A 20,541-nucleotide genomic window follows, 5' to 3' on the forward strand; every position below is an offset into this window, starting at 1 on the left:
CACAACCCTTCAGGAAACACCCGAAGAACCGGAAAAACCGGCTGAACCGCGTCGGTGAAGCGGCATATATGGACGGGCAGCGCAGGCGTCAACGAGCATTTTTCCACAGGGGTGCCATAGCCTGAATAATTTTATATTTAACAATGGATTAGATCGACATTTTTCTGTCACTTTGCAGCGATTGCCGATGATGGACGCATGCCGGACGTGCGATGAATCCGCAGATTTGCCCCGTGTGAGTCGGATTCGCCACGCCAAATCGGATTGAAGCTGCGCAAGCGCGCGCTGGACGGCATCGGGCCGATGCAATAGTTCGTTGCAAACTCGGGAGCTTAGCCATTTCCAAGCCTTATCTTGTCGCCGCCCTGCTTATGGCGCTCTCTTGCCCGGCGGCAGCGATGGCCGACAGCGTATCGCTAACGGCACCGCAGTTGTTCGAACTCGCCGACCGCGCCCGCGACAGCGGCGATTTTGCCACCGCCGAAACCGCCTATCGCGCCCTGGCGGACAATCCCGATATCGACCTGCGCAACGAAGCGCGGTTTCGCCTGGCGCTGATGCTGGCGGATCGCGAGCACAAGTTGAAGGACGCAGCCCTGATCCTGCGCCGCATTCTGGACGAACGCCCCAACGCCCAGCGCGTCCGCCTGGAACTGGCGCGGGTTCAGGCGATGATGGGCGACCTTGGCGCCGCGCGCCGGGAAATGCGCGCGGCCCAGGCTGGTGGGCTGCCGCCGGACGTGGAGCGCATGGTGCGGTTCTATGCCGCCGCGCTCAAGGCGCGCAAACCCTTTGGTGGCAGTCTGGACGTGGCGCTGGCGCCCGACAGCAACATCAACCGCGCTACCCGGTCCAACACGCTGGGTACGGTGATCGGCGATTTCACGCTGGACCAGGATGCCAAGGCCAGATCGGGCCTGGGCCTGGCGCTGCGCGGGCAGACCTATTTTCGCACCCCGCTGGAAAAGAATGCCACCCTGCTGGTGCGGGCCAATGGATCGGGCGATCTTTACCGCGATGAGCGCTTTGACGATATCCTGATCGGCATCCAGGCCGGCCCGGAATATACGCTGGGTGCCGACCGGTTGACGCTGGCCGCCGGGCCAACCTGGCGATGGTATGGCCTCAAGCCCTACAGCACGTCGGTGGGGGTGAGTGCCGATTTCCTCCATCCCATGGGCAAGACGATGCAGGGCCGCCTGGGCTTGGGCGTGACCCATACCGCCAACCGGCGCAATGCCTTGCAGACCGGCGATGTCTTTGCCCTGTCGGCCGGGCTCGATCGTGCGCTATCGGCCCGCCTGGGGGGCGGGCTGCAGGCCTTCGTCAACCGCACGAAGGCACGCGACGCGGGCTGGTCGGACGTGACCGGCGGTGGCGCGGTCTATGCGTTTCGCGAAATCGGCCGGACCACCGCCGTGATCAGCGCCAGCTACAGCCACCTCGAGGCCGATGCCCGGCTGTTCCTCTATCCGCGCCGCCGGATGGATGACCGCTTTTCCGTGGTGGCCAGCACCACCTGGCGTGCGCTGCAATGGCAGGGCCTGGCCCCGATCACGCGGTTGCGCTGGGAGCGCAACCGATCGACCGTGGGCATCTATGACTATCGCCGAGTCGCGGCCGAAGTGGGCATTACCGCCGCGTTTTGAGCGTGCGCTCCCCGCGAGTTCAGGCGTGGCCGGTATCGGCGGCAAGATGGGCGGGATCGATTCCCGCGGCGCGCCAGGTGGCCGACCAGCGCTGTTCGCGCGGCGTGTCGAACAGGATCGCGGGTGAACCTTCGGCGGCATGCCAGCCGTGGTGGTGCATTTCTTCTTCCAACTGCCCCGGTCCCCAGCCGGCATAGCCCAGCGCCACCAGCCAGCGCGAGGGGCCACGCCCTTCAGCAATCGCGCGCAGCACGTCCATCGAGGCGGAGAGCGTGCACAGCGGATTGACCGTGACCGAGCCCTCGCCGCCCCAATCGGGGGTGTGAAGCACGAAGCCGCGCCCGGTTTCCATCGGGCCACCATGCAGCACCGGTACATCGGGCGCATGGCCCGGATCTATGCCTACATCTTCCAGCAGGCCGTGAAAGCGGATGCCGGCACGTTCCTCTCCCAGGCCAATGCCGAGGGCGCCGTTGGCATCGTGCAGACACAGCGCGAGCACCGCGTGATCGAAGCGCGGATCCATCATGCCGGGCATGGCAAGCAGCAGGCGCCCGGCAAGATAGTGCGGGGCAAGATCGGCAGCGGCAGGTTCGGTCATGATGGCAGACTTTTTCAGGCGGCGGCCGATGCGGCAGCGGCGGCGGTGGCAGCGCGTTCGCTGGCGCCCCCCGGACCACGGTCTTCGGCCACGTCGATCAGGCGCTTTTCCAGGTTGCGCAGGCGGTTCTCGCTGGTCACCTTCTCACCCAGGATATCGGTGACATAGAACGTATCGACCGCGCGTTCGCCATATGTGGCGATGTGAGCGGAATGGACCACCAGCCGCGAATCGAACAGGGCATGCGCCAGGCGGCCGAGCAGCGCGGGCCGATCGCGCGCGCCCACTTCCACCACGGTGAAGCGGTTGGACGCCTTGTTGTCGAAGATCACGATCGGCTGCACGTCGAACGCCTCGGCCCGGGGGCGGGCGAGCGGCCGCGCGGCGAGTTGGGGCATGAGCTTGACCCGGTTGGACAGGGCATCGGCGATGCTGTTCTTGAGCCGTTCGATATGGCGCGCTTCGTTGAGCGGGCGGCCAAGCGGGTCCTGCACCAGGAAATTGTCCACGGCCAGGCCGTTGCGGGTGGTGTGGATGCGCGCATCAATGATGTTGCCCCCCGCCAGGTGGATCGCGCCGGCCAGGCGATAGAACAACCCGGCGTGGTCCGCGGCCAGCACGGTAACCAGCGTGGCGCCGCGCGCGGGATAGTAATGCGCCTCTACCGACAGCGGCTCGCCCAGGGCGCTATCCATCTGCTGGAGATTGAGCGCGATGATGTCTTCGGGTTCGGCAATCCAGTAGGCATCGCTCAGCTGCCGGCCGACCGTGCCGATCAGCGCGTCGCGTTCCTTGAGCAGTTCGCCCACCGCCTTCTTCTTGGCGGCGATGCGCTCGGGCCGGCCGTGCTGTTTGTGGCCCAGGCGCAGCATTTCCTCGGTCTGGATGAACAGGTCACCCAACAGCTGCCGCTTCCACGAATTCCAGATCCCTGGCCCGACCGCGCGGATATCGACGATGGTGAGGATCAACAGCAGGCGCAGCCGCTCCGCGCTTTGCACCTGCGCGGCGAAATCGGCGATCGTCTTGTAATCGGCCAGATCGCGCTTGAACGCGGTGGCGCTCATCAACAGGTGCCAGCGCACCAGCCAGGATACCAGTTCGGTCTCTGCCGCCGACAGGCCCAGCCGCGGGCACAGCTTCCGCGCCACCTCGGCGCCCAGCACCGAGTGATCGCCGCGGCGGCCCTTGGCGATATCGTGCAGCAGCGTGGCAACATAGAGCACGCGGCGCGAGGCAACCTTCTGCACCACGTTGCTGGCCAGGGGATGCAGTTCGCGCTCCTCCCCCTTTTCGATGCGGGCGAGCAGTCCAATGGCGCGGATGGTATGCTCGTCCACCGTATAGTGGTGGTACATGTCGAACTGCATCTGCGCCACCACGCGCCCGAAATCGGGAATGAAGCGGCCGAATACGCCGGCCTCGTTCAACCAGCGCAGCACGGTTTCGGGATCATGCGGGCTGGTCAGCAATTCCAGGAACAAGGCATTGGCGCGCGGGTCCTTGCGCACCGCGCCATCGATCAGGCCAGCATCGCGCCGCGCCAGGCGCATCGCATCGGGATGGATTTCCAGCCCGTGCTTGTCGGCCACCACGAAGATCTCGAGCAGGCGCACGGGATCGACGGCAAAGAAATCGTCGGCCGGGACCGACACCTTTTCCGCGACGATGGGAAAGCCCGAAACCTTGCGCTTGCGGCGCTGGCGCAGCGCGGCGAAGAAGCCGGGCTTGGTGCGGGCAAACTGTTCATCGAGCTGGGCCATGAACACGCCGGTGAGCGAGCCGACCTGCTTGGCCTGGAGAAAGAAGAACTGCATGAAGCGTTCGACCGAGCTTTTGCCCGGACGATCGGCAAAGGCCATGCGCGCGGCCACTTCGCGTTGCAGGTCGAATGTCAGGCGATCTTCGGCGCGGCGGGTGATCATGTGCAGGTGGCAGCGCACCGCCCAGAAGAAATTCTCGGCGCGGTGGAACGCGCGATATTCCGCCGCCGTGAGCAGGCCGACATCGACCAGTTCCGATGGATCGCGCACCTTGTGGACATATTTGCCGATCCAGTAGAGCGTGTGCAGGTCGCGCAGCCCGCCCTTGCCCTCTTTCACATTGGGTTCGACCACATAGCGGCTGTCGCCGAGCCGCTTGTGCCGCTCGTTGCGTTCGGCCAGCTTTTCGGCGACGAATTGGCGCTCGGTGCCGGCGGCGACCTCGGCCCAGAAGCGGCGCGCCGCTTCTTCATAGACGTCGCGATCGCCCCAGACGTAACGCCCTTCGAGCAGCGCCGTGCGGATCGTCAGGTCGCTCTTGGCCATGCGCACCGTATCATCGAGCGAGCGGCTGGAATGACCGACCTTGAGGCCAAGGTCCCACAGGAAATAGAGCATCGCCTCGATCACCTGCTCGCACCACGCGGTGGGCTTGTTCGGCGTGACGAACGCGATGTCGACATCGGAATGCGGCGCCATCTCGCCCCGGCCATAGCCACCCACGGCCAGCACGGCGATGCGCTCGCCCGTCGTGCGGTTGCTGGCGCGATAGACCTGGCCGATCACATAGTCGTGAATCACCCGCACCAGCTGGTCGACCAGGAAGGCCTGGCCCTGGGCGCATTCATAACCTGCCGAGGGCCTGCCGCGCAGGCGCCGGGCCAGTTCCTCGCGGCCATGGGCCAGCGCGGCGCGCAGATGCTCGACCACTACGGGCCGGGCGCGCGAGGGATCGCCATCGGCTTGCGCCACGGCCTGGGTCACCGCCTCGGCAAGGGTGCGACGGTCGATAATGGCGCGCTGGTGGGCGATGCGGGGCAAGGTCATGCCCCCTCATTAAACGAGGTGGCGTTAAGGGGAAACAGCGCAGGCATCCAAGTTTTCACGATAATCGCCGATTGGCCTCCCCCTTTCGGGCAGGATCGCGCGCGAACGACTGCGACCGGGCTGTAACGGCGCTGCCGCGCTTTTGGGATTTGCCAGCAGCTTGGCCCCTGTGCCAGAAGGCGCGCGAACCTGGGCAGGCTGGCAAGGCCTGGCCCACGGCCATTAGTTCACCGAATACGGAGCGTCGCGCTTGTCCCTTTTTCCGGCCCTTTCTGCCGCTGCGGCTGCCTCGTCGCACATGCCGCTGCATTGGGAGCAACTGCATCTCTCGCCCATCGCCTGGGATTTCGGCTTCTTTGCCCTGCGCTGGTATTCGCTGGCCTACCTCGCCGGCATCCTGCTCGGCTATTGGCATCTCTCGCGCATGATCCGCCAGCCGGGGGCGCCGATGGCCCAGCGCCACGCCGATGACCTGTTCTTCTATGCCACGCTGGGCATCATCCTGGGCGGCCGACTTGGCTATGCCACGTTCTATGCTCCGGAACTGTGGACCCACCCCAGCGAACTGGTCAAGCTGTGGCAGGGCGGCATGAGCTTTCACGGCGGCCTGATCGGCACCGTGCTGGCGATCGCCTTCGTCTGCTGGCGCAACCAGCTGAGCTTCATCCGGGTGTGCGACTATATCGCCCCATGCGCGCCGATCGGGCTGTTCTTCGGCCGCTGCGCCAATTTCGTAAATGGCGAGCTATGGGGCCGCGTCACTACCGCCGATGTGCCCTGGGCCATGGTCTTTCCTGGCGCAGGCCCCAATCCGCGCCATCCCAGCCAGCTCTATGAAGCGCTGCTCGAAGGGGTGATCCTGGCCACCGTGCTGATCACGCTGTTCTGGAAAACCCGCGCGCGCTGGCGTCCGGGCCTGCTGATGGGCACGTTTGCCACCGGCTATGCGCTGTCGCGCTTCATCGTCGAATTCTATCGCGAACCCGATGCCCAGCTCGAAGACTTTGCCCTGCGCACCGGGCTGTCGATGGGCCAGTGGCTGACCCTTCCGATGCTGGCGATCGGCCTCACCCTGCTGATCCGGGCGATGGTGCGCCCGCCGCTGGGAACCGTGGCCCCGCCCCCGGCCGATTGACCAGACCATGGCCACTGAAAGCCTGCGCGATGTCTTTGCCAGGCTGATCCGGGCGACCGGCCCGATCAGCGTGGCGCACTTCATGGCCGAATCCAACGCGCGCTATTACAGCACGCGCGATCCGCTGGGCACGGCCGGCGATTTCATCACCGCCCCGGAAGTGAGCCAGATGTTTGGCGAAATGATCGGGCTATGGCTGGCCGACATCTGGATTCGTGCCGGGAAGCCACAGCCGGTCGCCTATGTCGAGGCCGGGCCCGGCCGCGGCACCCTGGCACTCGATGCGCTGCGCGCCGCCGCGCGCCACGGCCTGGTGCCCGATGTGCACTTCGTGGAAACCAGCCCGGCGCTGCGCGGCATACAGCGACAGCGTTTCCCCCACGCCACCTGGCACGATGATTTTTCCACGCTGCCGACCGATCGCCCGCTCATGGTGGTGGGCAACGAATTCCTCGATGCCCTGCCCGTGCGCCAGATCGTGCGCATGGCCGAAGGCTGGCGCGAGCGGATGATCGGCTGGGACGCGGCGGGCGATCGCTTGCTGCCAGTGGCCGGCACCCGCCCGATGGACGCGGCCGTGCCCGCCGATCGCGCCGATGCGCCCGAAGGCACGATCATCGAAACCTGTCCGGCCGCCGCCGCCGTCACGGCCGATATCGCCGCGCGCCTGGCCGCGCAGGGCGGCGTGGCGCTGTGGATCGACTATGGCCATGCCCAGCCCCAAGATGGCAGCACGCTGCAAGCCGTGCGCGCCCACCAAAAGGTCGATCCGTTTGCCGAACCGGGCGAGGCAGACCTGACCGCGCTGGTCGATTTCGCCGCGCTGGTGCCGGTGATCGCGGCCGCCGGCGCCCGCTGTGAAGGTATTGTCACGCAGGGCGAATTCCTCAAATCCCTGGGGATCGAGGCGCGCGCGGCCACGCTGGCCCGCCATGCCCCCGATCATGCCCCGGCACTGACGCGTGCGCTGGCCCGCCTGATCGATCCAACCGAAATGGGCAACTTGTTCAAGGCCATGGCTTTTACCGCACTGCACTGGCCAACTACTGCTGCGTTCTAGGTAGTTTATCGATTGCATTGCGGCAGCGCAAAATACAGCCGGTTGCTGCACTAAAATGCTTGTTGGCAAAGCCGCAATTCTGTGGCTATCACGCGTTATAACTGTTTGGGTCTGGCACGTGCATATCACGGCGGCCCGGCGCGCATGATACCCGGCGATGTTCGCCGCCGCGCGCAAGGAGGGGGAAATACCGTGCCCGGCCGTTTCCAGGCGGGGTGGCAGCAGGCAGGGATTATCAATGGCTGATGAGGCAATTGTGAACGCAAGCGGCACAGATTCGCCCGCCGTCCATGACGGTGCGGGCGCCGATGAAGGCGTGCGGCGGCGCGATTTCATCAATATCGCAGCGGTGAGTTTTGCAGGTGTTGGCGGACTGGCGGTGCTCGTGCCGCTGGTCTCGCAAATGGCACCTTCGGCTGACGTGCTGGCGGAAAGTTCGACCGAGATCGATATCTCGCAGATCGCGCCCGGCCAGGCGATCAAGGCCGTGTTCCGCAAGCAACCGGTCTTCGTGCGCAACCTGACCCCGGTGGAAATCAGCGAGGCCGACAAGGTGCCGCTTTCCAGCCTGCGTGATCCGCAGACCCTGGAAGAGCGGACCAAGCCCGGCAAGACCAACTGGCTGATCACCATGGGCGTCTGCACCCACCTGGGCTGCGTGCCGCTGGGCGCCGGCGAAGGCGAGGTGAAGGGTGAATTCGGCGGCTATTTCTGCCCGTGCCACGGCTCGGTCTATGATACCGCCGCGCGCATCCGCAAGGGCCCGGCACCCAAGAACCTGGAAGTGCCGGTTTATGAATTCACGTCCGACACTGTCGTGAAGATCGGCTGAGGATAGACACGATGAGCTTTCCCTGGGCGAAACATTACAAGCCAAGCCACCCGCTGATGCAGTGGCTGGACGAAAAGCTGCCACTGCCGCGCTTCGTCTATAATGCTGTCGGCGCCGGCTATCCGGTGCCGCGCAATCTGAACTACATGTGGAACTTCGGCGTGCTCGCTGGGGTGTGCCTCATGCTCCAGATCGTGACCGGCGTGGTCCTGGCGATGCACTATGCCGCCAATTCCGGCGTGGCATTCGACAGTGTCGAGCACATCATGCGCGACGTGAACTGGGGCTGGATGCTGCGCTATGCGCACGCCAACGGCGCCTCGGCGTTCTTCGTGGTGGTCTATATCCATATCTTCCGCGGGTTCTTCTACTCCTCGTACAAGCCCCCGCGCGAAATGATCTGGCTTCTGGGCGTCACCATCTTCCTGCTGATGATGGCCACGGCCTTCATGGGCTATGTGCTGCCGTGGGGCCAGATGAGCTTCTGGGGCGCCAAGGTCATCACCGGCCTGTTCTCGGCCATCCCGGTGGTCGGCACGCCGCTGCAGCAGTGGCTGCTGGGTGGCTTCGCGCCGGATAACGCCGCGCTCAACCGCTTCTTCAGCCTGCACTTCCTGCTGCCCTTCGTGATCCTGGGCGTGGTGATCCTGCACATCTGGGCGCTGCACATTCCCGGTTCGTCCAACCCCACCGGCGTGGAAGTGAAGACCGAATCTGACACCGTGCCGTTCCACCCCTATTACACCGCCAAGGACGGCTTCGGGCTGGGGGTCTTCGCGATCCTCTACTGCACCATGCTGTTCTTCCTGCCGAACGCGCTGGGCCACCCGGACAACTATATCCAGGCCAACCCGCTTTCGACGCCGGCGCACATCGTGCCCGAATGGTACTTCTGGCCGTTCTACGCGATCCTGCGCGCTTTCACCGCCGATTTCCTGTTCATCCCGGCCAAGCTGATGGGCGTGCTGGCGATGTTCTCGGCAATCCTGGTGTGGTTCTTCCTGCCCTGGCTGGACACCTCGCCGGTGCGTTCGGGCCATTATCGCCCGCTGTTCCGCAAGTTCTTCTACCTGCTCGTGATCGACGTGCTGGTGCTGGGCTTCTGCGGCGGCTCGCCGGCCGAAACCAAGTATGTGCTGATCTCGCAGATCGCCGCCACGTACTATTTCCTCCACTTCCTGGTGATCCTGCCGATCGTCGCCTCGATCGAGAAGCCGGCCCCGCTGCCCTTCTCCATCACGCAAGCGGTGCTGGGCAAGGATGACCAGACCGCCCCGGCCGCCTGAGCCAGCGCGAACCGCACAAAGAGAGAGAACCCCATGGTCCGTCTTTTTGGTCCTCTTGTCGGCCTCTTCTTCGCCGTGGCGCTGCTCTGGTCGTTCGGAGTGGGCGCGATCCAGGCGATCCGCGAGCCCGAACCCGCCACGGCGGTGCAGGTCTATCACCTCGCCCCGCACGAGCCTGAACCCGGCTTCTCGTTCAACGGCGCCTTCGGCAAGTTTGACCGGGCCCAGCTGCAGCGCGGCTTCCAGGTTTACAAGGAAGTCTGCTCCAACTGCCACTCGCTCCACTTCGTGGCGTTCCGCGATCTGGCCGCGCTCGGCTATTCCGAAGCGGAAGTGAAGGCGATCGCCAAGGATTGGTCGAACAAGGCCAAGGTCGTCGATCCCAAGACCGGTGATGAAACCCAGCGCGACAACGTGCCGGCCGATCACTTCCCCAAGGTCTATTACGCCGGCACCGGCAACCCGCCAGACCTGTCGCTAGTCACCAAGGCCCGCCATGAAGGCCCGGAATACGTCTATTCGCTGCTGACCGGTTACCAGGATCAGCCGGCCGAACTGCTCAAGCGGTTCCCCGACAGCAAGACGCCCGATGGCCTCTACTACAACCCCTACTTCGCCAACCTGAACATCGCCATGCCCGCGCCGCTGGCCGACGACCAGGTGACCTATGGCGACGGGACCAAGGCCACCAAGCAGCAGATGGCTGCCGACGTTGCCGCGTTCCTGACCTGGACCGCCGAACCCAAGATGGAAAAGCGCAAGCAGACCGGCTGGGCCGTGCTCGGCTTCCTCCTCGCCGCCACCGTGCTGGCCTATCTGGCCAAGCGCAATATCTGGGCCCGGGTCCACTAAAGCCGGGCGACAGCGCCAAAACGAAAAGGCCACCGGAAACGGTGGCCTTTTTCATGGGTTGTCGGCACTGGCGGCCACTTTTCCCGATTGCCTTGGACATTGCTTCATGACCTGCGACCTCAAATCCCTGATCCGCACCGTGCCCGATTTTCCCGTGCCGGGCGTGCTGTTTCGCGATGTCACCACGCTGATCAGCCATCCCACCGGCTTTGCCGCCGCGATCAACCACCTTGCCACCCGGGCACAGGCCAGCGGCGCAACCCTGATCGCCGGGATGGAGGCGCGCGGCTTCATCTTTGGCGCCGCTGCGGCTGCGCGCGCGCAGCTGGGCTTTCTGCCGGTGCGCAAGCCGGGCAAATTGCCGGTGCCGACGCTGGGCGTCGACTATGACCTGGAATATGGCACCGACAGGCTGGAAATCGATCCCACCGCCATCGCGCCAGGACAGCGCGTGGCGATCGTCGATGATCTCATCGCCACTGGCGGCACGGCGCTGGCCGCCGCACAGCTGCTGCGCGAGGCGGGCGCGGTGGTGACCCATGCGTTCTTCGTGATCGACCTGCCCGACCTGGCCGGGGCGCAGCGCCTGCGCGACGCGGGCCTGGTGGTAGACGCCCTGATGGACTTCCCCGGGCACTGACGGCAGCACGCGACAACCCGCCCGCCCTTTGCGCCGCCGCGCAGGGAGGGCGGGTCAGACGCTCCGTCAATCCACCAGCATCAGCGCGTCGAGCGCGACCACGCCTTCGCCCTTGGGGTGCAGGATCACCGGGTTGAGATCGATCTCGCGGATCGACGGCTCGGCCCGCAGCACCTGGCCCACCTTGACGATCAGCGCGGCCAGGGCCGGCACATCGAGCGCCGGAGAGCCGCGATAGCCCGCCAGCAATGCCGCGCTCTTGAGTTGCATGAGTTCGGCCTCAACCGCTTCCTGGGTCAGGTCGGCCGTCAGCAGGCGCACGTCCTGAAGGATTTCGGCGGTCACCCCGCCAAACCCGGCCAGCACCACCGGTCCCCATTCGGGATCGTTCTTGGCGCCCACGATCATTTCCACGCCGCGCTTGCCCATCGCTTCGATCAGCACGCCATCGAGCGTGATCGCCGCATCATAAGCCGCGACATTGGCAAACATGCGAGTCCAGGCCGCACGCACCGCCGCGCCATCGGCCAGGTTGAGGATCACCCCGCCCGCGTCGCTCTTGTGGCCCAGCGCCGCCGCCTGCGCCTTCATCGCCACGGGATAGCCCACCGCGTCCGCTGCGGCCACAGCATCATCGGGCGTCGCGGCAAACTGCCCCTTGGGAAAGGCCACGCCGGCAGGGCCGAGCAGCTGCTTGGCCTTGTATTCGGGGATGACACCCGAAACATCGGCAAGGCCCGCTACCGGCAGCGCCGGCGCATCGGTGGCCGTCAGATCGCGGGCAGACCAGTGCGTCAGGCGGGTGATGGCGCGCAAGGCGCGCTCGGTGGTGGGGAACCACGGCACCCCGGCCGCCCGCAGCGCGGCAACGCGCTCGGCAGGAACCTGCGCGCCTTCGTCCAGCCCGGCAAAGATCAGCGGCTTGCTCAGGGTCTTGCCTTCGACCGCAGCCAGAATGGCGGGGAACTTGATCGCACAGGTAATCGCCTCGGCCTGGATGATCCCGGCCAGAACCGTACCGACGCGGTCGTCGGCCAGCAGGGCGTCGAGCGTGCGGGTATAGATCGCCGGCTCCGAAAGGCCCTGCGCGGTGATGTCGAGCGGGTTCGACACCGGCACGAACGGCGGCAACGCGGCGCGCAGTTCCGGCGAATCCTCATCATGCAGCGCGGCCAGTTCCAGGCCGAGTTCTTCCGCCAGGTCGAGCGTCAGCGCCTTGAATGCGCCGGATTCGCCCAGCACGGCCGCCTTGCCCGAAGGCGCGATCGGGCACAGCGCCGCGATCTCGGCAATATCGCCCAGTTCTTCCAGGGTTTCGGCAAAAATCACGCCGGCGCGCGCGACCATCGCGCGCATCAGCTTGTAATCGCCGGCCATCGCCCCGGTGTGCGTGGCCGCCGATTCGCGCGCCGCGCTGGATTTGCCGGGATGCAGCAGCACCACCGGCTTGCCCGCCGCCCGCGCGCGACGCGCCGCGGCCAGAAAGCGCTGCGGCTTGCGGAACTGCTCGACGATCATGGCAATGGCGTGGGTGTCGGGATCGTCGACCAGCCAATCGACGTAGTCCTCCACGCCGCTCGCCGCCTCGTTGCCGGTCGACACCGAATAGGAAACCCCGCATTCCCGCGCCAGCAGCATGGTGCCCAGCACCGCCGCCATCGCGCCGGATTGCGAAACGATGCCCACCGCGCGCCGGCCCGCCGGCGGCACGGCATCGGTTTCCACGAACGTGAGCGGAATGCGGTCGACATAGTTGACCAAGCCCAGGCAATTGGGGCCTTCCACCACCATGCCCGCCTCAGCCGCCAGCCGGGCAATCTCGCGCTGCTCGGCCAAGCCCTCTTCCCCGCCTTCGGCAAAGCCGGCCGAAAAGATCACTACGCCGCCCGCCTTGCGCGCCACCAGGCTGCGCACGGCATCGAGCACGCCAACGCGCGGAATGGCCAGCACTGCCACGTCCACCCCTTCGGGGAGGGCATCGACGCTGGCATAGCAAGGCCGCCCGCCGATTTCGCTGCGCTTGGGATTTACCGGATAGATCGCCCCGGCATAGCCATTGCGATCCAGGTTGCTGAGCAAAGTAGCCCCCAGCGCGCCGGGCTTGTCGGACGCGCCGACCACGGCCACCGATTGCGGGCGCAGGAAACGGGCGATCGCCTGATGCGAGAGAACGGGTTCAACAGCCATGACATCCTCCGAATTTCGCTATGACTTATAACAATCAGCGAAACGCGGCAAGCGGCGAGTGCGCGACTGGCCCAAAGGCCATCCACCGCAAACGCCGGAATGATTGGTAAGCCCGGGGTTGACGAAACCCGACTGCCCATGGCAAGCGCAAAGCCTGGATGCGGGCGGGTATAGCTTAGTGGTAAAGCCCTAGCCTTCCAAGCTAGTTATGCGGGTTCGATTCCCGCTACCCGCTCCAGAGCCTCCTCCCAGGAGGTCCCAAGACGGCCCGTAAGCGGCTGTTTTTTACAGCTTTTTGTTGGTATAATGTCCCGGCAGTTCCGGCGATGTTTCACCCCATATCAGAACAAAATGGGCACATTGATGGACCTGCAGCCAACCGAGCTGAAGGGAGGTCCATCAAATGGGCGAACGGAAATCAGGGCTGACGGCATCATCGGTCGCGCGCGCCAAGCCGAAGGACAAGGCGTACAAGCTGTCCGACCACGACGGTCTGTACCTTCTGGTGAAGCCGACCGGCGCACGGTACTGGCGGATGAACTACCGCTTCCACAACCTGCAGCGAACGGTGACCTTCGGTCGCTATCCGGAATTGCTGCTTGCCGATGCCCGGCAGCGGCTTCTCAATGCGCGGCGTCTGCTGGCAGATGGCATCGACCCGATCGATCATGCCAAGCTCAACAAGATCCAGGAATCCATCTCGTTCGCCAACACCTTCAAGACGGTCTCGGACGAGTGGTTGGAAAAGGTCCAGCTGGAGGAGAAGGCCCCAGCCTCGATCAAGAAATATCAGTGGCAGTTGGGGCTCGTCATGCCGGCGATCGGCAATCGCCCCATCGCCAAGCTCACCGCGCACGAGGTGCTGCTCGCACTGAAGAAAATCGAACGCACCAGGAAATTCTACACCGCCACCAGCGTGCGCGCGACCTGCAGCCAGGTGTTTCGCTATGCCATCGCCACCGCGCGCGCCGAGCGCGACGTCTGCGCAGATTTGCGTGGTGCCCTGGTCACGCCCAAGGTCGTGCACCGCGCCGCGATCACCACACCGAAGGAAGCCGGTGCCCTCCTTCGGTCGATCGAGGATTACGAGGGCGACCACCAGACCCGAGTCGCCATGCGTCTCCTCCCCCACGTCTTTGTGCGGCCCGGTGAACTGCGCCATGCTGAATGGAAGGAGTTCGACTTCGAGCGCAAGGTCTGGATCATCCCGGAGCACAAGGCAAAGATGCGTCGGCCCCACGCCATACCGCTATCAAGGCAGGCCTTGGCCATCATCGGCGATATCGCGCATGATCCGACCTACAGCATCTATCTGTTCCCCTCGCTGCGCTCGGCCACGCGCCCGATGTCCGACAACACCATCAATGCCGCGCTACGACGCATGGGATACGGCAAGCACGAAATGACCGCCCACGGCTTTCGGGCGATGGCAGCAACCTTGCTCAACGAAATGGGCATCTGGAATGCCGACGCCATCGAGCGCCAGCTCGCCCACGTCGAAGCCAACGCCGTCCGCCGCGCCTACACGCGCGGACAATACTGGGACGAGCGTGTTCGCATGATGCAGCACTGGTCGGATTATCTCGATAGTTTGCGCGACGGCGCCAAGGTGCTGCGGCCGAATTTCGGGCAAACAGCGCTCGGCTGATGGCGACCCGTCGGATCACGGTGAGTTCGACCACAATACGCCGTTCGTCGGCTGCGCCTCGAACGGCAGCATTTCCTAAAAGCCGACGCCCAGCACTTAACCGATCGGTCATCGCGGAGTGCCGGGGAACGGGCTGTTTGCCGATCTGCCGCTTTCTACTGCGGGAGGCAAAAAGCGGGTGTTTGGGAGGTGTCACAACCGCTCGGTTCTGACACTGGCAAAGATCAGTTGTGTCTGGTGTCAGCACGCCAGCCTATGTCGCTTTACGATCCCGACGCACGCCGATGAACTCGATACGCTGCCGTGCCTGATCGCAAGCTTTAGCAACCGACCTCTCCATCTTGTCCTGATCACCGCCCTGATAGCGCAGGGTAGTCAGACCGGCGAGATCGGAAGGCAGCCGGATCTTGGCATCCGCCTCAACTAAGAGGAAGGACCGCTCCCGACCCAGCCGGCCAACGGAGATCCCGTATTCGAAGTGGACGTTGTCTCGCGCAACCTTGTTGGTCTCGCCGCGTAGCACGAGCATGTCGTCGGCTTTCGCCACCGCGATGGTGAAGTCAGCCCGTTCAATCGCGTCCTCAAGCGAGCTGATCGGATACTCGGAAACGGCAAAAGTGCCGTGATCCCACAGATAGACCGGCATCTCGTCGGCATCGAGGTTTTGCCGAACCTGACGTGCGACCGGCAGCCCTTCTTTGGATGATATGACAAAAATCCTGGGGTGCTCATTGGCCGCGCCGACCTCTCGGTTACGGTGATCAAGCTGGTCAGCAACTACGTCGGCTGTCGCCTTCCAGAAGTCGACGTCGGTGCCGACGATCTGGTTGAGTTCGGTTAGGCCGATGCTCAGGACCAAGCTCTCCTTCGTCGCCCTTAAAGTAGCGGTCCGCGGACGGGAGCGGTTGAGCCCAGCAAGTTCACCGACTGCTTCTCCCGCAACCCGAGCTTGTTTGTGCTGACCATTGATCAACACCTCGAACTCGCCGGCGAGGATGAAGTGCAGATCGTTTTCCCAGGTGCCCTGCTCAATTAGAATGGCTCCCGGCGCGAACTCCGAAGTTTTACCGGCTTCTGCGAGCCTCACCGCGAACTGCCGATCGCCGCGCACGAGCCGCTGTCGCAGGAGCGCTTCAACGACCCCTTCCTGATCAAACCGGTCCTTGAGGCTTACCATCAACAAATCTCCATACTTGCGCCTAAGCCGCTGCCTTGCTCGCGACGGGCGACGGTGTTGTTTTGGCCAGGGGACAATCGTCCATCGTTCCGCAGCATTTATATCCAGCGAAGACGTCCCAGAAGCGGCGCTCCTGCTCCGCCATGGAATGCAGTTCCAGTGCGAGCGTGGCCGCGGCTTCAGCGTGATCGCTACAGGACCGCAAAGTCTGCGGCCTTGGCCGGCTCCCCTCACTGCAAAGGCACGGGCGACGTTGATTCACGACGCGCCTGCTACGCAGCCAGACGGCATAGACGCGATCTCCATCGCGCATGACCCTGATGCCGGGTCCTTCCGCACCGCTTCCCCGGACAACCAAGGAAAGCCTGCCTTCCTGCATATCGGTCGCTATCGGATCTCCGAGCCGCTCCGCCGCCCTCTCAGCCCGATACTGGTGCAGTGCGGCAGCCCCGTGCGCCCGGCCCTGGCCCTCGGGCCAGCGGCGCCGGCGCGCGGCCCGCGCCTGTAGTTGAAGGAAGCGGACCAGGGTCTCCCACCAGGCGAGCGCCGCATCCGGATCGTCGACGACGATGTCATCGACGGCGCGCCAGTAGAGGCAGAAGCTGCCATCGGCGTTGATGTGACGCTCCGGGCAGAAGGCGGGCAGCAGCGTTGGAGTAACCTCCTTCGCCGAGGCCGACGTCCCCGTCACGGACACGTGGATCTGATAGACAGGACGCCGGCCGTCGCTGAGCGTCACGGGCAGTGCTATGATGAGTTCCTGGCCCGGTCCGCGGCCGAGTTCAGTCGCGCCGAGGGCCGGGAGACAGGCCGCCAGCAAATCAAGGGGCGACGTGCCGGTCACTTCAGTTCCGTGTAGGGACGGACGACCCGTTCCGAAGCCGATGCGATGGCAGGTGCTGCCAGGGCGAACGCCTCCCGCTTCGCCACGGCCGCAGTCTCGTCACCCTTCTCGGAAAGGGCCTCGACGGCCTCGTTATAATCGAGACCTTTCGCCTTGCGTTTCGACCCGAACAAATCCCGCACCGCTTGCGTCCCGGCATCGTAGGCGGAGGCGCCGATCGCGGTCTCATCGCCGCCACAGTGCGACTGTTCGGCTTCGGACGTCAGCACGCCCCGGCTGACGGAGCAACGAACGCGGTCACCCTGCATACCCAGCCGGCTGACGGTCATCGGGCCAAACTCGAATCCGATCGCCAAGCCGAGACCCTCAACGTCGATTTCCTCGCCCCCCAGCTTTTCCAAAGCCAGATCGAAGCTAGAGCGGAGCGCGCCCGCGCAGAGCGTCGCGGTGCTCACCGTCTCGGGATCGTCGGTGGTGTGCACCGTGCCATCGCATAGCAGTCCGTGAAGGCAGTCGCCGATAAAGCGAATGCGGCGGCCGTCGAAGTCGCAAGTCAGGACGCGGTCGAGTTCGGCGCGGATGACGTGGAAGACACGCACGACGTCCTCCGGCGCGTCGGCGATGTGCTTGGCCACATAAGCGGTGAAACCGTCGATGTCCGCATACACCGAAGCTGCCTCCTGCCGCTTGGAGTTTCCCGGCGTGAGCGACGTGATGTCGAGAGTGCGGAGAGGAGGCGTATGGCGCGAGAAGGTAAAAGCGCCGATCGGGTGCTTCTCCAGATCCTCCTTCCACTCTTTGACGATGGTGTCCTTCGAGACGCCGAGATCGGCTGCCTGCTGGCACTCCTCGACCTCGCCTTTCGTCAGCGCCTTGGACGCGGGCTTGTCCACGGTGTCGAGACCGATCGCCTCGCGGGCATTGTTGGTGAGATAGATGCCTGCCCGGTCCCCTCCCCCGGACATCTTCGCCGCGTGGTTTGCCGGCGCGCCAAGGAAAAGGGGTTCACGCCCGCCGCGCCGCCCGTTGTTGACCGCGAGCGCCTCACCCGAGTCGATGCCGACGCGCACCTTGGCACTCGGGATGGACTCGTCGGCGTCGCCCGTCTCCTGCAGCACGTCGATGATCAGTTGCGCGATCGCCACGGCGCGACGGATGCGCTTCGCCTCCGCGTCGGACTCGCTGTTTGAGGGTCTTGCCACCAGAGCGTGCAGCCGCTGGTTGTGGAAATCCACCCGGCGCGTGTCGCAGCGGCTGAGGATGCGGTGCACGGCGCGATAGTGCAGGTTGAGGAACCGAAGTGTGCGCTTGTGACAGGTCACGCCTTCGTCCGCCGTGACATGAAGCATGTCGCTGAGGTTTAGGATGTCTGCATAGATATGCACGCCGTCGACGCGATAGGCCTTGTTGCCCGGGATGTTCTCGAGCGACATGTCGCGGTGATAGTCGACGATCGTCACCGTCTTCACGTCGGCAATTTTGCGCTCGATGTGCTTTTCGGCGCGATCATAGTTCCAGTTCTTCGCCACGCTTTAGCTCCATTCTGGAGGCAATCGCGCCTCGGCCTTGAACGAGGCAGGATCATCCCTTCAATGGTGTATGCGGGCGAGGCCGCGCACTCGGACACAGAGCAGGGCATGTCCGAGAATTCTTGAAAGTCCGCATTTAAGAATGGGGGAGGTTCACGGCGTGCACGACGTGGCGGAATTAGCAGACGAAAGGGAAGTCGCTCATCTCTCGACGGATGAGGTGCGTGATGCGCTTCGCGCAATGAGTCCGGCACAAGCGGCAAAGGTTGAGGCGATCTCCCGTTGGTTCTCCCGCAAATGCAGCGTGCCGGCTGAGGACCTGCGCCAAGAGGCGTTCGTGAGGTTGCTTTCAGGAAGTCGTCGATTTCCACGAGGGGCCGAAGCGGCGGTGATCGTCTCCGGCACGATCCGGAGCCTGGCATCCGAGGAAATCGACGCGATCCGCGCCGGACGGCGCGCAGTTCTGCCGCCCCCGGGGAACGGGGAAGGTATGGATCTGCCGGACCCTGCGCCGAGCCCTGAGCGCATACTCGGCTCCAGCCGTGATAACGCGCGCGTGCTGGCGGTAATCGAAAACCTCATCGCCGATGACGAGGAGTTGCAGATGCTGGTCGAAGGCCTTTGCGACCGGATGCGAGGTGGACAGTTGGAAGAACTGCTGGATGTTGATGCCAAAGGTCTTGCCACGATTCGTAAACGGCTGAGGCGCAAGCTGCAGGCTGCCTTCCCAGGAGGATGGGAACAATGAGCGGCAACTCAAATGATGTAAGCGATCGCCTAAACGCGCTCGACGACGTCTTCATGGACGAGGTTCTAGGCAGCGATGACCTAGAGGTCGACGCGGAGGCTGCCCTTGTCGTGGTGCTTGCCGATCTCGAAAGAGCGGAACTGCTCCTCCGCAAGACGCGACTGAGGGAGATCAGATCACAGATTGATGTGGAACGTGCAGCCGTCCAAGTGGTGTCGTTCGATCCCGTTCGAATGCGTGAGCGTCTCGCCGCGGCGGCGAACGATCCCGACGTCCGCATGACCCTGGCCGCCCGAAATGCGATTGCTGATGGCGGCGATGATCTGGCCAGCTTGTTGGAGGACATGGCCGAACTGGAACGCGACGCCGGTGCAGATCCCGCGATATGAGGGCTGTCCCTAATGCGGCGGAGTTGGCGCTGCAGGCGCTCGGGATCACGGAGCCAAGTGAGATCGACGTCGAGGTGGTCGCCCGATCACTCGGTGCCAAGGTGAAGTATCGGCAGCTCACATCGTGCGAAGCTCGCATTGTCGGACGCGACGGCAGTGCGATTATCACCGTGGACTCGCGCGTCCATCCCAGGCGCCGGCGCTTCTCCGTCGCCCACGAACTCGGGCATTGGCACAGGCACCGCGGCGTCTGTCTGCTCTGCCGGGCCGGGGACATAGGCCGCTCGCTAAGCGATGGCCGGCGCACAAGTGTTGCAGCCAACCCGGAGCTTCAAGCCGACGCCTACGCGTCGGACCTCCTACTGCCGGGGTATATCTTTCGGCCTATGGCCGCAGATCTCGACCGCCTGACGCTGGCGGGTGTCAGGTCATTGGCAGAGCAGTTCCAGACGAGTCTCACGGCTACCGCGATCCGGGCACTGGAAACCAACCACTTTCCGGCCATGCTCGTCTGCCACGCACAGACCGGAATGCGTTGGTTCCGTCGTCCACCCATCGTACCTGACAGATGGTTTCCTAGGGCGGACCTGCAGCCAGAGAGCCCGGCGTTTAAGGCGCTTTTTTCCGGCGCTCCGGAATCCAAGCAGCCTATCGTGGGCAAGGCGTCATGGTGGTTTGATCATCCGGCAGCGGAACGGTTCACGATCGCCGAGCAATCGTTCGGCTTGCCAAATCATCAGCTCGCGACGCTGCTTCTGTTCACCGACAAGAAGATGCTCGAGCTCAGTTGATAAATCCGCCTGGCGTAGCACCCAGTATCATCGCGTCCGACACGATCACCCTTATCGTCATTGCAGACCGACGCCGCGGCTCCGTCCCACTTACCGCCGACGACTCCACCTATCCGCAGTGCTGCACCCTCAAGCGGCGAACTGGACGCTAAATTGTGTCACAACCGGTCGGTTTTGACACGGCATGACAATGCACGGTTCTTCGCGACTTCACTGGTGTCAAAAGCTCGTGGCTGAACGCCGGTTTTCGAACAGCGAGCGTGTGCTTCGATCGCAAATTTGGCGGCGCAGCAGCCAAGCCTGCCAAGAGGCAGGTTTTGGCGAGAGCAGCCGTTAGGCACGGTACGCGGGAACGGCAGGAAA

General features: G+C 64.3%; 18 protein-coding genes and 1 tRNA gene. 12 read left to right on the forward strand and 7 right to left on the reverse strand.

Annotated features, from left to right (window positions below; genetic code table 11):
• Positions 1-398 precede the first annotated feature (398 nt).
• Complete coding sequence (locus tag SCA01S_RS20830) at positions 399-1,649, forward strand: surface lipoprotein assembly modifier (RefSeq protein WP_245652854.1); 1,251 nt, start codon at positions 399-401, stop codon at positions 1,647-1,649.
• A 19-nt stretch (positions 1,650-1,668) separates the two neighbouring features.
• Here SCA01S_RS20830 and SCA01S_RS20835 read toward each other — a convergent pair whose 3' ends face one another.
• Complete coding sequence (locus SCA01S_RS20835; RefSeq protein ID WP_062788697.1) at positions 1,669-2,250, reverse strand: YqgE/AlgH family protein; 582 nt, start codon at positions 2,248-2,250, stop codon at positions 1,669-1,671.
• Between the two features lie 14 nt (positions 2,251-2,264).
• Complete coding sequence (locus SCA01S_RS20840) at positions 2,265-5,060, reverse strand: [protein-PII] uridylyltransferase (protein ID WP_022678053.1); 2,796 nt, start codon at positions 5,058-5,060, stop codon at positions 2,265-2,267.
• Between the two features lie 298 nt (positions 5,061-5,358).
• Here SCA01S_RS20840 and lgt point away from each other — a divergent pair, with 298 nt between their 5' ends.
• The 6 genes from lgt to SCA01S_RS20870 all read left to right on the forward strand — a co-directional run bounded on the left by lgt (position 5,359) and on the right by SCA01S_RS20870 (position 10,865).
• A complete protein-coding gene (gene lgt / locus SCA01S_RS20845) occupies positions 5,359-6,195 on the forward strand; it encodes a prolipoprotein diacylglyceryl transferase (protein WP_084391170.1) in 837 nt (278 codons plus the stop codon).
• A 7-nt stretch (positions 6,196-6,202) separates the two neighbouring features.
• Complete coding sequence (locus SCA01S_RS20850; RefSeq protein ID WP_062788701.1) at positions 6,203-7,255, forward strand: class I SAM-dependent methyltransferase; 1,053 nt, start codon at positions 6,203-6,205, stop codon at positions 7,253-7,255.
• A 238-nt stretch (positions 7,256-7,493) separates the two neighbouring features.
• Positions 7,494-8,087, forward strand: a complete 594-nt coding sequence (petA, locus tag SCA01S_RS20855) for a ubiquinol-cytochrome c reductase iron-sulfur subunit (RefSeq protein ID WP_054132825.1) — start codon at positions 7,494-7,496, stop codon at positions 8,085-8,087.
• Between the two features lie 11 nt (positions 8,088-8,098).
• The gene (locus tag SCA01S_RS20860) at positions 8,099-9,373 is read left to right on the forward strand and encodes a cytochrome b (RefSeq protein ID WP_022678057.1); all 1,275 of its coding nucleotides are present in this window, start codon (positions 8,099-8,101) and stop codon (positions 9,371-9,373) included.
• 33 nt (positions 9,374-9,406) lie between these two features.
• The gene (locus tag SCA01S_RS20865) at positions 9,407-10,225 is read left to right on the forward strand and encodes a cytochrome c1 (protein WP_022678058.1); all 819 of its coding nucleotides are present in this window, start codon (positions 9,407-9,409) and stop codon (positions 10,223-10,225) included.
• 106 nt (positions 10,226-10,331) lie between these two features.
• Positions 10,332-10,865: an adenine phosphoribosyltransferase gene (locus SCA01S_RS20870; RefSeq protein WP_062788702.1), complete on the forward strand. Its 534-nt coding sequence runs from the start codon at positions 10,332-10,334 to the stop codon at positions 10,863-10,865.
• A gap of 66 nt (positions 10,866-10,931) precedes the next feature.
• Here the strand turns inward: SCA01S_RS20870 and SCA01S_RS20875 are convergent, their stop codons facing one another.
• The gene (locus SCA01S_RS20875; protein ID WP_062788704.1) at positions 10,932-13,052 is read right to left on the reverse strand and encodes an acetate--CoA ligase family protein; all 2,121 of its coding nucleotides are present in this window, start codon (positions 13,050-13,052) and stop codon (positions 10,932-10,934) included.
• A gap of 164 nt (positions 13,053-13,216) precedes the next feature.
• Here SCA01S_RS20875 and SCA01S_RS20880 point away from each other — a divergent pair.
• Together SCA01S_RS20880 and SCA01S_RS20885 are read left to right on the forward strand one after the other, a co-directional pair.
• Positions 13,217-13,290, forward strand: a tRNA-Gly gene (locus SCA01S_RS20880).
• A 165-nt stretch (positions 13,291-13,455) separates the two neighbouring features.
• Positions 13,456-14,700: a tyrosine-type recombinase/integrase gene (locus tag SCA01S_RS20885; protein ID WP_062788706.1), complete on the forward strand. Its 1,245-nt coding sequence runs from the start codon at positions 13,456-13,458 to the stop codon at positions 14,698-14,700.
• 253 nt (positions 14,701-14,953) lie between these two features.
• Here the strand turns inward: SCA01S_RS20885 and SCA01S_RS20890 are convergent, their stop codons facing one another.
• Genes SCA01S_RS20890 through SCA01S_RS20900 form a run of 3 tightly spaced genes read right to left on the reverse strand, consistent with a single transcriptional unit; the run spans position 14,954 to position 18,250 of the window.
• Complete coding sequence (locus SCA01S_RS20890; RefSeq protein WP_062788707.1) at positions 14,954-15,877, reverse strand: TIR domain-containing protein; 924 nt, start codon at positions 15,875-15,877, stop codon at positions 14,954-14,956.
• A 22-nt stretch (positions 15,878-15,899) separates the two neighbouring features.
• Positions 15,900-16,721 (reverse strand): E2 domain-containing protein, encoded by an 822-nt coding sequence (locus SCA01S_RS20895; RefSeq protein WP_157089082.1) that lies wholly within the window; start codon positions 16,719-16,721, stop codon positions 15,900-15,902.
• Positions 16,718-18,250: a nucleotidyl cyclase domain-containing protein gene (locus SCA01S_RS20900; protein ID WP_062788710.1), complete on the reverse strand. Its 1,533-nt coding sequence runs from the start codon at positions 18,248-18,250 to the stop codon at positions 16,718-16,720. Before SCA01S_RS20900 ends, SCA01S_RS20895 begins: the two co-directional genes overlap by 4 nt.
• Before the next feature lie 142 nt (positions 18,251-18,392).
• Here SCA01S_RS20900 and SCA01S_RS20905 point away from each other — a divergent pair, with 142 nt between their 5' ends.
• Genes SCA01S_RS20905 through SCA01S_RS20915 form a run of 3 tightly spaced genes read left to right on the forward strand, consistent with a single transcriptional unit; the run spans position 18,393 to position 20,178 of the window.
• Positions 18,393-18,998: an RNA polymerase sigma factor gene (locus SCA01S_RS20905; RefSeq protein WP_062788712.1), complete on the forward strand. Its 606-nt coding sequence runs from the start codon at positions 18,393-18,395 to the stop codon at positions 18,996-18,998.
• Positions 18,995-19,387, forward strand: a complete 393-nt coding sequence (locus SCA01S_RS20910) for a hypothetical protein (protein ID WP_062788714.1) — start codon at positions 18,995-18,997, stop codon at positions 19,385-19,387. The genes SCA01S_RS20905 and SCA01S_RS20910 overlap by 4 nt, the downstream gene beginning before the upstream one ends.
• A 23-nt stretch (positions 19,388-19,410) precedes the next feature.
• Complete coding sequence (locus SCA01S_RS20915; RefSeq protein ID WP_167542935.1) at positions 19,411-20,178, forward strand: ImmA/IrrE family metallo-endopeptidase; 768 nt, start codon at positions 19,411-19,413, stop codon at positions 20,176-20,178.
• 158 nt (positions 20,179-20,336) lie between these two features.
• Here SCA01S_RS20915 and SCA01S_RS22740 read toward each other — a convergent pair.
• On the reverse strand, positions 20,337-20,541 hold a 205-nt coding region (locus tag SCA01S_RS22740), incomplete at its 5' end, for a hypothetical protein (protein ID WP_218016426.1).

The sequence above is a fragment of the Novosphingobium capsulatum NBRC 12533 genome (assembly GCF_001598375.1).
Lineage (GTDB): Bacteria > Pseudomonadota > Alphaproteobacteria > Sphingomonadales > Sphingomonadaceae > Novosphingobium > Novosphingobium capsulatum.

Bases quoted from the DNA above. Each gene is read 5' to 3' on its own strand.
- petA (WP_054132825.1), top strand. From the start codon at position 7,494: ATGGCTGATGAGGCAATTGTGAACGCAAGCGGCACAGATTCGCCCGCC.
- lgt (WP_084391170.1), top strand. From the start codon at position 5,359: ATGCCGCTGCATTGGGAGCAACTGCATCTCTCGCCCATCGCCTGGGAT.
- SCA01S_RS20835 (WP_062788697.1), bottom strand. From the start codon at position 2,250: ATGACCGAACCTGCCGCTGCCGATCTTGCCCCGCACTATCTTGCCGGG.
- SCA01S_RS20850 (WP_062788701.1), top strand. From the start codon at position 6,203: ATGGCCACTGAAAGCCTGCGCGATGTCTTTGCCAGGCTGATCCGGGCG.
- SCA01S_RS20830 (WP_245652854.1), top strand. From the start codon at position 399: ATGGCCGACAGCGTATCGCTAACGGCACCGCAGTTGTTCGAACTCGCC.
- SCA01S_RS20885 (WP_062788706.1), top strand. From the start codon at position 13,456: ATGGGCGAACGGAAATCAGGGCTGACGGCATCATCGGTCGCGCGCGCC.
- SCA01S_RS20910 (WP_062788714.1), top strand. From the start codon at position 18,995: ATGAGCGGCAACTCAAATGATGTAAGCGATCGCCTAAACGCGCTCGAC.
- SCA01S_RS20870 (WP_062788702.1), top strand. From the start codon at position 10,332: ATGACCTGCGACCTCAAATCCCTGATCCGCACCGTGCCCGATTTTCCC.
- SCA01S_RS20890 (WP_062788707.1), bottom strand. From the start codon at position 15,877: ATGGTAAGCCTCAAGGACCGGTTTGATCAGGAAGGGGTCGTTGAAGCG.
- SCA01S_RS20875 (WP_062788704.1), bottom strand. From the start codon at position 13,052: ATGGCTGTTGAACCCGTTCTCTCGCATCAGGCGATCGCCCGTTTCCTG.
- SCA01S_RS20865 (WP_022678058.1), top strand. From the start codon at position 9,407: ATGGTCCGTCTTTTTGGTCCTCTTGTCGGCCTCTTCTTCGCCGTGGCG.
- SCA01S_RS20905 (WP_062788712.1), top strand. From the start codon at position 18,393: ATGGGGGAGGTTCACGGCGTGCACGACGTGGCGGAATTAGCAGACGAA.
- SCA01S_RS20860 (WP_022678057.1), top strand. From the start codon at position 8,099: ATGAGCTTTCCCTGGGCGAAACATTACAAGCCAAGCCACCCGCTGATG.
- SCA01S_RS20840 (WP_022678053.1), bottom strand. From the start codon at position 5,060: ATGACCTTGCCCCGCATCGCCCACCAGCGCGCCATTATCGACCGTCGC.